Annotated in this window: 9 protein-coding genes; 8 read left to right on the forward strand and 1 reads right to left on the reverse strand. The window is 73.4% G+C overall.

What is annotated here, in order from left to right:
- Positions 1-148: 148 nt before the first annotated feature.
- From EZH22_RS13145 to trxA, 8 genes are all read left to right on the forward strand, one after another.
- The gene (locus tag EZH22_RS13145) at positions 149-1,237 is read left to right on the forward strand and encodes a M20/M25/M40 family metallo-hydrolase (protein ID WP_333473726.1); all 1,089 of its coding nucleotides are present in this window, start codon (positions 149-151) and stop codon (positions 1,235-1,237) included.
- Between the two features lie 264 nt (positions 1,238-1,501).
- Positions 1,502-3,961, forward strand: coding sequence for a sensor histidine kinase (locus tag EZH22_RS13150; RefSeq protein ID WP_203196039.1), 2,460 nt, complete (start codon positions 1,502-1,504; stop codon positions 3,959-3,961).
- On the forward strand, positions 3,958-5,529 hold the full coding sequence (tsaE, locus tag EZH22_RS13155) for a tRNA (adenosine(37)-N6)-threonylcarbamoyltransferase complex ATPase subunit type 1 TsaE (protein WP_203196040.1): 1,572 nt from the start codon (positions 3,958-3,960) through the stop codon (positions 5,527-5,529). The genes EZH22_RS13150 and tsaE overlap by 4 nt, the downstream gene beginning before the upstream one ends.
- An 11-nt stretch (positions 5,530-5,540) precedes the next feature.
- A complete protein-coding gene (locus tag EZH22_RS13160; protein WP_203196041.1) occupies positions 5,541-6,296 on the forward strand; it encodes a nucleotidyltransferase family protein in 756 nt (251 codons plus the stop codon).
- A gap of 137 nt (positions 6,297-6,433) precedes the next feature.
- Positions 6,434-7,360 carry a PD-(D/E)XK nuclease family protein gene (locus tag EZH22_RS31785; RefSeq protein WP_231711457.1) on the forward strand — a complete coding sequence of 309 codons (927 nt, stop codon included), beginning with the start codon at positions 6,434-6,436 and terminating at the stop codon, positions 7,358-7,360.
- Positions 7,360-9,480 (forward strand): double-strand break repair protein AddB, encoded by a 2,121-nt coding sequence (gene addB / locus EZH22_RS13165; RefSeq protein ID WP_231711458.1) that lies wholly within the window; start codon positions 7,360-7,362, stop codon positions 9,478-9,480. The genes EZH22_RS31785 and addB overlap by 1 nt, the downstream gene beginning before the upstream one ends.
- Positions 9,477-12,983, forward strand: coding sequence for a double-strand break repair helicase AddA (gene addA, locus EZH22_RS13170; protein ID WP_203196042.1), 3,507 nt, complete (start codon positions 9,477-9,479; stop codon positions 12,981-12,983). Before addB ends, addA begins: the two co-directional genes overlap by 4 nt.
- An 85-nt stretch (positions 12,984-13,068) precedes the next feature.
- Positions 13,069-13,389, forward strand: a complete 321-nt coding sequence (gene trxA, locus EZH22_RS13175) for a thioredoxin (protein ID WP_203196043.1) — start codon at positions 13,069-13,071, stop codon at positions 13,387-13,389.
- 77 nt (positions 13,390-13,466) lie between these two features.
- Here trxA and EZH22_RS13180 read toward each other — a convergent pair whose 3' ends face one another.
- Positions 13,467-14,567 (reverse strand): NAD(P)/FAD-dependent oxidoreductase, encoded by a 1,101-nt coding sequence (locus EZH22_RS13180; protein ID WP_203196044.1) that lies wholly within the window; start codon positions 14,565-14,567, stop codon positions 13,467-13,469.

The following is a 14,567-nucleotide window of genomic DNA, read 5'->3' on the forward strand; positions in this document are numbered from 1 at the left end:
AACATGCCATGACCACCCCCGACACCGACACCCTCCGCCACCTGATCGCCGAGCGCGCCGACGCGCAGCGCCAGTTCCTGGCCGAGCTGGTGAAGGTGCCTTCCGACAACCCCCCGGGGACTGCGCCCCCCATGCCGAGCGGGCCGCCGTGCTGCTGGAGGCGCTCGGCTACGAGGTCGAGCGCCATCCGGTGCCGGCCGACCGGGTGAAGGCGGCGGGGATGATCTCGGTGACCAACCTCATCATCCGCCACCGCTTCGGCGACGGTCCCGTCATCGCCCTCAACGCCCATGGCGACGTGGTGCCCCCCGGCGAGGGCTGGACGAAAGACCCTTATGGCGCCGAGGTGGTGAGTGGTCGCATGTACGGGCGCGGCGTCGCCGTCTCCAAGTCCGATTTCTCCACCTACGCCTTCGCCCTCGACGCGCTGAAGCGCTCCGGCCTGAAGCTGAACGGCACGGTAGAGCTGCACTTCACCTATGACGAGGAGATCGGCGGCGAGGTGGGCCCGGGCTGGATCCTGGAGCAGGGGCTGACCAAGCCCGACCTCGCCGTCTCCGCCGGCTTCTCCTACGCGGTGGTGGTGGCGCACAATGGCTGCCTGCACCTTGAGGTGGAAGTCATCGGCAAGTCGGCGCACGCCGCGCTGCCCTTCACCGGCATCGACGCGCTGGAGGCGGCGACCCACGTGCTCACCGCGCTCTATGCCTATCGCGACACGCTCAAGGACCGCGTCTCGGAGGTGAAGGGCATCGGCGCGCCGCAGCTCACGGTCGGCCTCATCTCCGGCGGCATCAACACCAATGTGGTGCCGGACCGCGTCACCTTCCGCCTCGATCGGCGCATCGTGCCCGGCGAGAGCCCGGAAGCGGTGGAGGCGGAGGTGCGCCAGGTGATCGCCGCCGCGCTGGCGGAGCGGCCGAAGGCGCGGGCCGAGGTGCGGCGCATCCTCATCGCCCGCCCGCTGGTGCCGGGGGAGGGGGCGAAGACGCTCGCCGCCGTCATCTGCCGCAACGCCTCCGCCGTCACCGGCGAAGAGGTGCAGGAGACCGGCGTGCCGCTCTACACCGATGCCCGGCTCTATGCCGAGGCGGGCGTGCCCGTGGTGCTCTACGGCGCCGGCCCCCACACCATCGAAGAGGCGAACGGCCACCGGGCGGACGAGAACCTACTGCTCTCCGACCTCGATACGGCGACCCTGGTCATCGCTTTGTCCCTGCGCGAGCTGCTCGCCTGAGCCGGGGCGCCCCGCCGCCCCTGTGGGCCGGGACACCGCGGCTCTTCAATGGTCCCGCACCGTCCGGTAGAGTTGCCGGATGATTCGCGAGGCGCCGGCGAGAGGCTGCGGCGCCCGCTGGCCAGGGGAAGGACACCGGGGCGAATGGCGGAGCGCATCCGGAGGAGCGGCGTCCGGGGTCCGGCGCAGGGGTCGCGTCATGCGCGTCCGCTTCCGCGTCGCACAGGCGCCGGCCGCGCGCCGGCCGTGCCGGTGCTCCCTGTCGTGCCCTCGGGTCCCGTGCTCTCCGTGCCTGTGCTCTCCGTGCCCGTGCTCCTGGGGGCGACAGCCCTGTCCTCCCCCGCGTCCGCCGGCGACTGGGGCGTGGCTGCGTCCGCCGCCGGTGCCCTCTGGCCCGTCCTGGCGCTCACCCTCGCCGCCGTCACCGGGCTTGCCGCGCTGCGGGGGCATCGGGACGCCGCCGCGCAGCGCCGGAAGGCCGAAGCCGCGGAGCGCGCGACGGCCGATGCCGCCGCCGCCGCATCCCGCGCCCGCGCGCAGGCCCACGCCTTCAAGGCCCTGCTCGGCGCCGATGCGCCGGCCGTGCTGCTGTGGCCGTCGCGCGATGCCGGCCTTGAAGTCTACGGCCGGGCCGAGGCCGAGCTGCGCCAGGCGCTGGGCTCCTCCCACGCGCAGGTCGAGACGGCCATCGCCCGGCTGCGGGCCGAGGACGGCGCATATGCCGCGCGGCTCGACGGGGCCGGCGGCGTCCGGTTCCGCGTGGAAGGACGCAGCCTCAACGGCGCCGGCGTGCTGCTGCTGCATCCCACGTCGGTCGAGGGGCAGGAGACTGAACAGGGGCCTGGGCAGTTGGCGCCGACGCTGGGCGCGGGCCTTGCCGCCGTGCTCGACGCCACCCCGGCGCCGGCCTGGCTGCGCGGGCCGGATGGCGCCCTGACCTATGTCAATCCGGCCTTCGTGGCGGCCGTGGGTGCCGCCTCCGCCGAGGCCGCCCGCGCCCAGGGGCTTGATCTCTTCGACGGCCGCACCCGCGCCGCCGCGTCGAGCGCGGAAAAGGCGGGCGGGGCCTTCCACCAGCGCGTGCGCGCGGTGACCAAGGGCCAGCGCCGGCAGATGGAAGTGGTGGAGGTGGCGGGGGATTTCGGCATTGCCGGCCTCGCCATCGACGTCACCGAGGAGGAGGCGGCCCGCGCCGAGATCGGCCACGCGGTGGCCGCCCATCGCCGCACCCTCGACCAGCTCACCACGGCGGTGGCCATCTTCGGCGCCGACGAGCGGCTGGTCTTCCACAATGCCGCCTATGAGCGCCTGTTCGACCTGTCCCCGAGCCTGCTCGACCAGCGCCCGGCGGACGGCGAGATCCTGGAAGACCTGCGCACCCGCCGCAAGGTGCCCGAGCAGGCGGACTTCCGCGCCTGGCGCGCCAAGCTGCGCGAGGCCTACCGCGCCATCGAGCCGGTGAACGACTGGTGGCACCTGCCCGGCGGGCAGATGCTGCGCGTGGTCATCACCCCCAATGCCGAGGGCGGCGTCACCTACCTGTTCGACGACCTCTCCGAGCACGTGGCGCTGGAGAGCCGCTACAACAGCCTCATCCGCATCCAGGGCGAGACCCTGGACGGGCTGGCCGAGGCGGTGGCGGTGTTCGGCAGCGACGGACGGCTGAACCTCTACAACCACGCCTTCCTCTCCCTCTGGTCGCTGGATGCCCACGCTTTGGGGGACAAGCCGCACGTGGACGCGGTGGCGGCCATGTGCCGGCCGCTCTACGGGGACAATTCCGCCTTCGCCCGCATCCGCCAGGCGGTGACCTCCATCGGCCCGCGCGAGGCGGTGACGCTGCGCCTCGACCGCCCCGACGGGCGGGTGCTGGACGGCGCGGCCCAGCCGTTGCCGGACGGCGGCACCATGGTGACCTTCCGTGACGTGACCGACAGCGTGAAGGTGCAGCGGGTGCTGGAGGAGCGGGCCGAGGCGCTGGAGGCGGCGGACAGGCTGAAGAACGCCTTCGTCGGCCATGTCTCCTACCACCTGCGCACGCCCCTCAACACGCTGATGGGCTATGCGGACATGCTGCGCGAGGGCCTCGCCGGCCCGCTCAACGCCCGCCAGCGGGACTATCTGGAGCATATGCGCCAGTCCTCGGACCTGCTGCGCGCGCTCATCGACGACATCCTCGACCTCGCCACCATCGACGCGGGGGCCATGGAGCTCGACCTTTCGGAGGTGGACGTGCGCGAGACAGTGCTCGCCGTGGCGGATGCGGTGCGCGATCCGGTGGTGGAGGCGGGGCTGAACCTGGCGGTCAGCATCGATCCGGACGCCGGGCGCTTCGTGGCCGATGCGCGCCGGGTGCGGCAGATCCTCTTCAACCTCCTGTCCAATGCCATCGCCGTGTCGCCGGCGGGCGGCACGGTGCGCCTCGGCGCGGTGCGGCGGGAGGGAGCCCTGGTGTTCACGGTGCGCGACGAGGGGCCCGGCGTGCCGGCCGAGGTGGCGGGCACCCTGTTCGACCGGTTCGAGAGCCGCAGCGCCGGCCCGCGGCATCGCGGCGTCGGGCTGGGCCTCGCCATCGCGCGCTCCTTCATGGAGCTGCATGGCGGCTCGGTCACCGTGGTGCCCGCCGGGCGCGGCACCGAGGGCAGAAGCACCGAGGGCAGGGGGACGCTCGCCACCTGCATCTTCCCGCTCAGCGGCGAAGGGCGGCGGGAGGCGGCGGAATGAGCCTGCTCATCGAGCGTCTCGCGGGTGCGCCCGTGGCCTGCCGCGTGATCCTGCCCGACCTTGCCGCCACGGCGCGCCTCGGCGCGCTGCTCGCCACCTGGTTCGGCCCAAAGGACACCATCACCCTCACCGGCGATCTGGGCTCCGGCAAGACGGAGTTCGCCCGCGCGCTCATCCGCGCCTTCGCCGACGGCCCGGCGGTGGACGTGCCGAGCCCCACCTTCCCGATCCTCATTTCCTACGACTTCCCGCGCGGCCAGGTGGTGCACGCCGACCTCTACCGGATCGTCGACCCGGAGGAGCTGGACGAGCTCGGCTGGGACGAGCTGCGGGAGAACGCGCTGGTGCTGGTGGAGTGGGCGGACCGCGCCGAGGACCGCCTGCCGCCCGACCGGCTGGACGTGTCGCTCTACATCGCCGCCGGCACCCCCGAGGGGAAGGGCCTGGGGCCGGACGCCCGCATTGCCATCCTCACCGGCTTCGGGCGGGTGGGGGCGCGGCTCGACCGGTTCCAGCTCGCCGAGGGGCTGATCGAGGCCAGCGGCTTCGCCGAGGCGGCCCGCGTCTTCCTCCAGGGCGACGCCTCCAGCCGCTCCTATACGCGGCTCGTCCTGCCCAACCGCTCCGCCATCCTCATGAACGCGCCGCGCCAGCCGGACGGGCCACCCATCCGGCGCGGCCTGCCCTACAGCCAGCTGGTGCATCTGGCGGAGGACGTGAAGCCCTTCGTCGCCATGGACCGGGCGCTTCTGGCGCAGGGCTTCTCGGCGCCGCTGATCCATTCGGCGGACCTGGAGGCGGGCCTCCTGGTGCTGGAGGACCTGGGCGGCGGCGGGGTGCTGGCGGGCGATCCCCCGGCGCCGGTTCCCGACCGCTATCGGGCGGCGGTGGAGGTGCTCGCCGCCCTCCACACCCGCAACCTGCCGCAGACGCTGCATGTGGCCCCGCGGGTCGAGCGGGTGCTGCCGCGCTACGACGTGGCGGCCATGCTCACCGAGATCGACCTGATGCTCGACTGGTACCTGCCGTCGCGCGGCATAAGGCTCGACGGCGTGGTCCGGGAGGAGTTCCACCTCTTGTGGCGCGGGGCGCTGAATTCTGTGCTGGCGGAACCTCCCACCTGGGTGCTGCGCGACTTTCACTCGCCCAACCTCATCTGGCTGGAGGGGCGGGAGGGCCTGCGCAAGGTCGGCCTCATCGACTTCCAGGACGCGGTCATGGGGCCGGCGGCCTATGATCTCGTCTCCCTGGGCCAGGATGCGCGGGTGGACGTGCCGCAGGAGCTGGAGCTGAACCTCTTCGGCCATTACGTGAAGCTCCGGCGCGAAGCGGACCCGACCTTCGACGCCAAGGGCTTCGCGCGCTCCTATGCCCTGCTCGGCGCCCAGCGCAACAGCAAGATCCTCGGCATCTTCACCCGCCTCAACGAACGGGACGGCAAGCCGCATTACCTGCGCCACCTGCCGCGCATCCGGCGCTACCTCGCCCGCTGCCTCGGCCACCAGGACCTCGGGGCGCTGCGGACCTGGTACGAATCGGTGCTGCCAGCCAAGGATTTCGCCGCGTGACGCAGACGGGCATGGCCGAGGTCGAAAAGAAGGCGCAGGTTCATGGCGCCAGGGTCCGCACCGCCATGGTACTGGCGGCGGGGCTCGGCACGCGCATGCGCCCGCTCACCGACACGCGGCCCAAGCCGCTGGTGGAGGTCTATGGCCGCGCCCTCGTGGACCACGTGCTCGACCGCGTGGCGGATGCCGGCATCCCGGAGGCGGTGGTGAACCTGCACCACCATGCCGACATGCTGGAAGCCCACCTCAAGGCCCGCCGCGGGCCGCCGCGCATCGTGCTGTCGGACGAGCGGGACGTGTTGCTGGAAACCGGAGGCGGCGTGCGCAAGGCGCTGCCCTTGCTGGGGCCGGAGCCTTTTCTCGCGATCAATTCAGACACCATCTGGATCGAGGGCATGCGGCCGAACCTGGTGCGGCTGATCGATCATTTCGATCCCGAGCGGATGGATGCGCTGCTGCTCGTCGCCTCCGCCGCCCATTCCATCGGCTATGACGGCATGGGCGATTTCCAGATGGACCCGCTCGGCCGGCTCAGCCGGCGCGGGGAGCGGCTGGTGGCGCCCTTCGTCTTCGCCGGGGCCTCCATCCTCAAGCCCGGCCTGTTCGCCGACACGCCGGAGGGCGCCTTCTCCCTCAATCGCGTGTTCGACCGCGCGGCTGCGGCCGGCCGCCTCTTCGGCCTGCGCCTCGACGGGATCTGGATGCATGTGGGCACGCCCGATGCCATCGCCCTCGCCGAGGATGCGATCCACCGCTCCAGCGACTGAAAGCGGGCGGGGACCGGGATAATCCGTTAGATTTCGGGCGCGGCCGGGCCCATCGAACGGGCGCGGCCGGTGTCGATCGCCGGCGGAGGATGCGCATGCTCCTGGACGGCCGGCGGACGAGGGAAGGGAGGGGGATCTTGCCACGCGTGCTCACCATCCCGCCGTCGGCCCCCTTTCTGCCGACGCTGGCCCGCGCCCTCCTCGACGGGGCGCTGGTGGAGGGCTTCGCCCCGCGCCGTGATCCTCTGGCGCTCGCCGGCGCCACCGTGTTCCTGCCCACGCGGCGCGCCGGGCGCCTGTTCGCGCAGGCGCTGCTGGAGGCCTCCGGCGGCGCGGCGCTGCTGCTGCCGAAGATCGTACCGCTGGGCGACGTGGACGAGGATGCGCTCGCCTTCTCCGAGGATGCGCCGGTGCTCGCCGCGCCCCATGCCATCGCCCCGGTGCATCGCCGCCTCGTGCTCGCCCGCCTCGTCGGCCACTGGCGCGACACCCTTTCCAGGGCGGTGGAGCGGGAGGCGGTGGCCGCCGGCACCGCCGCCACCTTCGCCCTCGCCGATGCCCTCGGCGCCTTGTTCGACGACCTCACCACCGCCGGCCTGACGGTGGACCGGCTCGACGGCCTCGTGCCCGACGAGCTCGACCGCTACTTCAAGGTGGGGCTGGATTTCGTCCGCATCGCCCGGCGGGCCTTCACCGCCTATCTGGACGCCGCGGGGCTGGTGGAGCCGGCGGCGCGGCGCGACGCGCTGGTGGATGCGGAGGCGCGACGCCTTGCCGCCCTCGGTCCGGAGGCGGGGCCGGTGATCGCGGCGGGCTCCACCGGCTCCATGCCGGCCACCGCCCGCCTGCTGGCGGCCATCGCCCGCCTGCCGAAGGGGGCCGTGGTGCTGCCCGGCCTCGACCAGGACCTGGACGCCGCCTCCTTCGCCCGCATCACCGACGATCGCGATAGCGCGCCGGACCACCCGCAATACGGCCTCGCCCGCCTCCTGCCCCGCCTCGGCGTGGAGCGCGAGGAGGTGGCCCCCTCGTGGCGCCGGAGCCCCACGGCCGCGAGCGGCTGATGAGCGAGAGCTTGCGCCAGGCCGAGACCTCGGACCTGTGGGCGAGCCTGTCCGACCGTCTGCCGCCGGAGGCGCTGGCCCGCGCCATGGCCGGGGTGAGCGTGGTGGAGGCCGACGACCCGCGCGCCGAGGCCCTCGCCATCGCCTTCCTGCTGCGCGATAGCCTGGAGCGGCCCGGCGAGACGGCAGCGCTTGTCACTCCGGACCGCGACCTTGCGCGGCGGGTGGCGGCGGAGATGGCCCGCTTCGGCGTGGTGCTGGACGATTCCGCCGGCACGCCGCTGGCCGACAGCCCTGCCGGTCGGCTGGCGCGGCTGATCCTCCAGGCGACGGCCGAGGCTCTGGCCCCGGTGCCCCTGTTCGCGCTGCTCACCCATCCCCTCGCGGGGCTGGGGCTTGCGCCCGAGCGCAAGGCGGAGGCCGTCGCGGTGCTGGAACTGGTGGCCCTGCGCGGCCCGCGCCCGCGCGCCGGCATCGACGGGCTGCGGCAGGCCATCGCGGTATTCGATCGCGACGGCTTCCGTGGTGGCGATCCGCGCCAGCGCATCGACGCCGCGGCGCTCGCCCGCGCGCGGGACCTGGTGGAGCGGCTGGACGGTGCCCTCGGCCCGCTGCTCGCGCTCGGCGCGCGGCGCGCGGCGGCGCCCCTCGCGGACCTCGTCGCCGCCCATCGCGGTGCCTTAGAAGCCATCGCCGGGCCGCTGGATCCCGAGGCCGACGATGCGGCCGAGGCGGCGCTCGCCCGCACCTTCGAGACGCTGGCGGACGCGGCCGGGGATGGCCCCGGCCTCGACCTGCCGGACTATGCGGACGCCGCCGGCGCCCTGTTCGCCGACGCCATGGTGCGTCCCGCCGCCGAGCCGCATGCGCGCATCCGCATCCTCGGGCCGCTGGAGGCGCGCCTGGTCCAGGTGGATCGCATGGTGCTGGGGGCCCTGGTGGAGGGGACGTGGCCGCACATCGCCGAGACCGACCCTTGGCTCAGTCGCCCCATGCGCACGCAGCTGGGGCTCGACCTGCCGGAGCGGCGCATCGGCCTGGCCGCGCACGATTTCGCCCAGGCCATGGGCGCGCCGGAGGTGGTGCTCTCCTTCGCCGCCAAGGTCGGCGGCACCCAGAGCGTGCCCTCGCGCTTCCTGCAGCGACTGAAGACGGTGGCGGGCCCGCAGGCATGGCAGGCCGCCGTGGGGCGCGGCGCCCGCTGGGTGGAGGCGGCGCGTCGGCTCGACGACGCGCCGGCCGTGCCCCGCGCCACCCGCCCGGCGCCGGCGCCGCCGCTGGCCCTGCGCCCGCGCCGGCTCTCGGTGACGCAGATCGAGACGCTGCTGCGCGACCCCTATTCCATCTATGCCCGCCATGTGCTTGGCCTCGTGCCGCTGGAACCTTTGGACACCGCGCCGGGCGGGGCGGAGCGGGGATCGGCCCTGCACGAGGCCATCGGCCGCTTCACCACCGCCTTTCCGCAGGCGCTGCCGCCGGACGCGCTGGACCGGCTGCTGGAGGAGGGCCGGCGCGCCTTCGCACCGCTGGCCGCCTTTCCGGCCGAGCATGCCTTGTGGTGGGTGCGGTTCGAGCGGGCGGCGGCCTTCCTCGTCGCCTTTGAGCAGACGCGCCGCATCGGGCTCGACCGGGTGGTGGCGGAGGCCGGAGGGCGGCTGGAGATTCCCCTCGGCGGCGCCACTTTCCTCCTCACCGGCCGGGCGGACCGCATCGAGGTCCGCCAGGACGGGCGCCTCAACATCCTCGACTACAAGACCGGCACGGCGCCCACCGCCCGGCAGGCCGCCTCCCTCTCGCCCCAGCTGCCGCTGGAAGCCGCCATGGCCCGGCGCGGCGCCTTCCCCGGCGTGCCGCCGGCGGACGTGGAGGACCTTGCTTATGTGGAGCTGAAGGGCGGGGCGGCCGGCGGCGAGGAAAAGCCCGTCCGCCTGAAGGACCGTTCCACCATGGACCTCGCCGACGCCGCGCTCGCCGGCCTGGAGAGCCTGCTGAAGGCGTTCGAGAACGAGGCGCAGGGCTATCGCTCCCTGGCCGCGCCGCAATGGTCGGGACGCTTCGGCGACTATGACCATCTCGCCCGCGTGCGCGAATGGGCGCTGGGCGGGGAGGAGGGCGAATGACCGGGACCGCGCGCGCCCAGGACCCCAAGGCGGAGGCCACGCGGCGGCAGTCGGAGGCTTCCCATCCGGAATTTTCCGCCTGGGTCTCGGCCAATGCCGGCTCGGGCAAGACCCATGTGCTGGCCCGGCGGGTCATCCGCCTGCTGCTGGCCGGCACGCCGCCGGGGCGCATCCTGTGCCTGACCTATACCAAGGCGGCGGCGGCCAACATGGCCAACCGGGTGCTCGCCATCCTCGGCCGCTGGGTGCGGCTGCCGGATGCGGAACTCGACGCCGCCATTGCCGAGACCGTGGGCGCGGCGCCGGACGCCGCCTTGCGCGCCCGCGCCCGCCGCCTGTTCGCCGCCGCCCTGGAGACGCCGGGCGGCCTCAAGATCCAGACCATCCATGCCTTTTGCGGCGGCCTCCTGCACCGTTTCCCGTTCGAGGCGGACGCGGCGGCGGGCTTCCGCGAATTGGACGAGGTGGGCCGGCTCGACCTCATGGCCCGCATCCGCGCCGGCCTCGTCATCGACGCCACCGCCGATCCGGCGTCGCCGCTGGGCGAGGCCCTCGGGCGGCTGACGGAGGACCTGTCCGACCAGGGCCTCGCCGGCCTGCTGGACGCGGCCATCGCCCTGCGCGCCCGCATCCTGCCGCTGGGCGGCACCGCCGGGGCGCGGCGGGCGGCGGCGGCACGGGCTCTGGGCCTTCCCCCCGGCACGCGGCCGGCGGACATCGAGGCCCATATGCTCGCGGGCGACGTGCTGCCGCGCTCCGAATGGCCCGCCTTCGCCGCGGAGATGGCCCAATCGGACAAGAAGACGGACCAGGAGCGCGCCGCCGACCTCAGGGCTGCCGCCGAGGCGCAGGAGGAGGCCGCGGCCCGCGCCTCCTACCGCCGCGTCTTCTTCGGCAGCGAGGGGCCGCGCTCGGACCGGAACCTGCTCACCAAGGGCCTCGCCGACCGCCTTCCGGTCCTTGCCGACGCGCTCAGGGCCGAGCGCGACCGCCTCGCCGCCCTCGACGACGACCTGCGCGCTGCCCGCACGCTGGAGCGCACCGAGGCGGCCCTCACCCTCGCCGCCGAGGCGGGCCGCCGCTACGAGGCGGAGAAGGCGGCGCGGGGGCTGCTGGATTTCGACGACCTCATCACCAAGGCCGCCCATCTCCTCGGCACGCAGCCCACCTTCGTCCAGTACAAGCTGGACCAGGGCATCGACCACATCCTGGTGGACGAGGCGCAGGACACGAGCCCGGAGCAGTGGCGCGTGGTGGAGGGGCTCGCCACCGACTTCTTCTCCGGCGAGGGCGCCCGCCCCGGGGTGAAGCGCACCATCTTCGTCGTCGGCGACGAGAAGCAGTCCATCTTCTCCTTCCAGGGCGCGGACCCGCGCGCCTTCGGCGGCATGCGCTCGACCTTCGAGCAGAAGGCCGGCAAGAGCGCCTTCCGCCGGGTGGAGCTGCCCCATTCCTTCCGCTCCGCCCCCGGCGTGCTGGAGGCGGTGGACACCATCTTCGCCCGCGCCGAGGCCCATGCCGGCCTCACCCTCGACGCCGTCGCCCCGGTGCACGCCGCCATCCGCGCCGATGCCCCGGCGCTGGTGGAGGTGTGGCCCACCACCGTGCCCGACCCCAGGCCACAGCCGGACAACTGGCGCCGTCCCCTCGACGAGGTGGCGGGGGACGATCCGGTCAGCCGGCTCGCCGCGCGCATCGCCGGCTTCATCCGCGACGCCATCGCCACCGGCCTCGCCATCCCCTCGCGCCAGGGCCGTCCGATGAAGGCGGGCGACGTGCTGGTGCTGGTGCGAAGGCGCGGGCGCATCTTCGAGGCGGTCATCCGCGCCCTCAAGGAGCTGAAGGATGCGCGGGTGCAGGTGGCCGGCGCCGACCGCCTGGTGGTGGCCGAGCACATCGCCGCCTTGGACCTGATGGCGCTGGGCGACGTGCTCGTGTCCCCCGACGATGACCTAGCGCTGGCCGCCCTGCTCAAGAGCCCGCTGTTCGGCTTCACCGACGACGACCTCATGGCGCTCTGCCCCGGCCGCCCCGGCCGCCTCGCCGATGCGCTGGCGGAGGCGGGCGACGGCCGGGCCGTCGCGGTGAAGGCCCGGCTGGAGGGATGGCGCCGGCAGGGGCTGGCGCTGCGGCCGTTCGACTTCTACGCCCGCGTGCTCGGCCGCGACGGCGGGCGGCGGGCCATGCTGGCGCGCCTCGGGCCGGAGGCGGCGGACGTGCTCGACGAGTTCATGGCGCTGGCGCGCGCCTATGAGGCGAGCGAGCCGCCGAGCCTCGCCGGCTTCCTCGCCTTCCTGCGCTGCGGCGGGGCGGAGACCAAGCGCGACATGGAGAGCGGGCGCGACGAGGTGCGGGTGATGACCGTGCACGGCGCCAAGGGGCTGGAGGCGCCGCTCGTCATCCTCGCCGACACGGTGGACATGCCCCGCACCCGCACCTCCGGCGGCCTCATCTGCGTGCCGGGGCCGGATGGCGAGGTGCCGGTTCTGGCGCCCCGCAAGGCGGAGGACCCGGCACGGCTTGCCGCGGCCCGCGCCGCCGCCGCCGCGCGCGAGCTGGAGGAGCACCGGCGCCTGCTCTACGTGGCGCTCACGCGGGCCGAGGATGCGGTGATCGTCTGCGGCGCCGAGACCCGCGAAGCGGGCAAGGACAAGCCCCACGCCCGCCCGGAGGGCTGCTGGTACGACCTGGTGCGCGCCGCGCTCGAGGACGATGCGCAGGAATGCCCCGCCCTCGGTTTCGAGGGCACGGTGCTGCGCTGGAGCAAGGGGCCGGGTCTTGCCGTCGCCGGCCCGGCCGCGCCGCTGCCCGCCGCGGCCGGCGGGCCCGTGGCCGCCTTTCCCCATCCTGCGCCCGCCGAGGCCGCCTTGCGCGTCCTGCGCCCGTCCAGGGCCGAGGCGCCGGGACCCGCGCCACTGCGCACGCCGTCGGTCGTGGCGGGGGGGCTTCCCGGGCTCTCTCCCCTGGTGCGCGGTGACCTGGTGCATCGCCTGCTGGCCGGCCTGCCGGACGTTCCCGCGGCCGAGCGTGAGGCCGCCGGGCTGCGCCTGCTGCGCCACGCCGCCGACGGCGTCGCCGATGGGCTGCACCGGGAGGTGCTGGAGGAAGCGTTGGGGGTGCTGGGCCATGCGCCGCTCGCGGACCTGTTCGGCGCCGGCAGCCGGGCGGAGGTGCCGGTGGTCGGCCGCCTGCCCGCATTGGATGGTAATCCGTTCCATATTTCCGGACGGGTGGACCGCCTCGCCGTCCAGGGCGGGCGAATCCTCGTGGCCGATTTCAAGACCGACCGGACCCCGCCGGAGCAGCCGGGCGAGGTGACCGAGGCCTATGTGGCGCAGCTTGCCGTCTATGGGGCGCTGCTGTCGGCGTCGTTCGGCGGCCTGCCGTTCGAGGCGCGGCTCATTTACACAGCCGGCCCGCGTGTCTTTTCCCTTGATGCACAGCGGCTCGCCGCCGCGCTGGACGGGCTCGGCGTGTCATCCCCGAAGGTCACCTCGGCGTGACGCGCCTTGACGGGAAGGGGAGGGGCTCCCTACGTTCAGGCCCAAGATTCAGTGGTTCCCCCAAATCTCCCCTACGAGGTCTGCTATGTCGGTCGAGAAGGTATCGGATCAGAGTTTCGAGCAGGACGTGATCAATTCGAGCGCTCCGGTGATCGTGGACTTCTGGGCCGAGTGGTGCGGCCCCTGCCGCATGGTGGGCCCGATCCTCGAGGAAGTGTCCGGCGAGATGGGCGAGAAGGTGCGCATCGTGAAGCTGAACGTGGACGAGAATCCGCAGACCGCTTCCAAGTACGGCATCATGTCCATCCCCACCCTGCTGCTGTTCAAGGACGGCAAGATCGCCTCCCGCCAGGTGGGCGCCGCCCCCAAGGCGAAACTGGTGCAGTGGATCAACGGCGCCATCTGAGGCGTAGATCGTCCCGCACCGGGATCAGGACGAAGAAGCCCCGGCGGGAAGCCGGGGCTTTTTTATGGGCGTTGGAGTTAGGGGGCCATCTCGACCACGCGCCCGGCAATCGCCAGCGCGCTGGTGAGACCGGGCGATTCGATGCCGAACAGGTTCAGCAGCCCCGGCAGGCCGTGCATTGCCGGCCCCTGGATCAGGAAGTCCGCGGACGCGCCGCCGCTCACCTCGATCTTCGGCCTGATCCCGGCATAGCCGGGCTCCAGGTCCTCGTCCCGCACCTGCGGCCAGTAGCGGCGGATGGAGCCCAGCATGCCGGCCTTGCGGGTCGGGTCCACCCGATAGTCCCGCTCGCTCACCCATTCCACGTCCGGCCCGAAGCGCCCCTGTCCGCCGAGGTCCAGCGTCAGGTGGGTTCCGAGCCCGCCGGGCTCCGGCACCGGATAGATGAGATGGCGGAACGGCACCTTGCGGCCGCAGGTGAAATAATTGCCCTTGGCCATGGCCTGGGCCGGCACGCGCGCTTCGGGCATGCCTGAGATGCGGCTGGCGACGCCGGGCGCGTCGAGGCCGGCGCTGTTCACCAGCAGGCGGCAGCCGAGCATCATGGGGCTGGCGCCGCCGGTGCGCACAACCAGGCCGCCCGTCCCGGGCTCCGCCGCCTCGAAGGGCGCCTGGAGGGCGAGCATTCCGCCGGCGGCCTCCATGTCTCCCTGGATCGCGAGCATCAGCCCATGGGTATCGACGATGCCGGTGGACGGCGAGAGCAGGGCCGCGTGCACGCCGAGCGCCGGTTCGAGCCGGCGCGCCTCGCCCGCATCCAGCAGCCGCAGGTCATCCACTCCGTTCGCCGCCCCGCGCTCCGCCAGCCTCTCAAGGTAGCCCACCTCCTCCGCGCTGGCGGCGACGATCAGCTTGCCGAGCCGGGCGTGGCCGACGCCGTGGCTGGCGCAGAACGCATAAAGGGCGTCGCGGCCCTTCACGCACAATTCGGCCTTGAGGCTTCCTGGCTCGTAATAGATGCCGGCATGGATCACCTCGGAATTGCGCGAGGAGATGCCGGTTCCGATGGCCTCCGCCGCCTCCAGAACCACCACCTCCCGCCCCGACAGCGCCAGCGCGCGGGCCACCGCGAGGCCGACGACCCCGGCCCCGACGACGATGCATTCCACCTGGTCCAT

This window comes from Xanthobacter dioxanivorans (genome assembly GCF_016807805.1).
Lineage (GTDB): Bacteria > Pseudomonadota > Alphaproteobacteria > Rhizobiales > Xanthobacteraceae > Xanthobacter > Xanthobacter dioxanivorans.

What these genes read in the sequence shown, in the direction of transcription:
- addB (WP_231711458.1), top strand. Translation starts at nt 7,360, where the DNA reads ATGAGCGAGAGCTTGCGCCAGGCCGAGACCTCGGACCTGTGGGCGAGC.
- trxA (WP_203196043.1), top strand. Translation starts at nt 13,069, where the DNA reads ATGTCGGTCGAGAAGGTATCGGATCAGAGTTTCGAGCAGGACGTGATC.
- EZH22_RS13160 (WP_203196041.1), top strand. Translation starts at nt 5,541, where the DNA reads ATGGCCGAGGTCGAAAAGAAGGCGCAGGTTCATGGCGCCAGGGTCCGC.
- addA (WP_203196042.1), top strand. Translation starts at nt 9,477, where the DNA reads ATGACCGGGACCGCGCGCGCCCAGGACCCCAAGGCGGAGGCCACGCGG.
- tsaE (WP_203196040.1), top strand. Translation starts at nt 3,958, where the DNA reads ATGAGCCTGCTCATCGAGCGTCTCGCGGGTGCGCCCGTGGCCTGCCGC.
- EZH22_RS13180 (WP_203196044.1), bottom strand. Translation starts at nt 14,567, where the DNA reads ATGGACCAGGTGGAATGCATCGTCGTCGGGGCCGGGGTCGTCGGCCTC.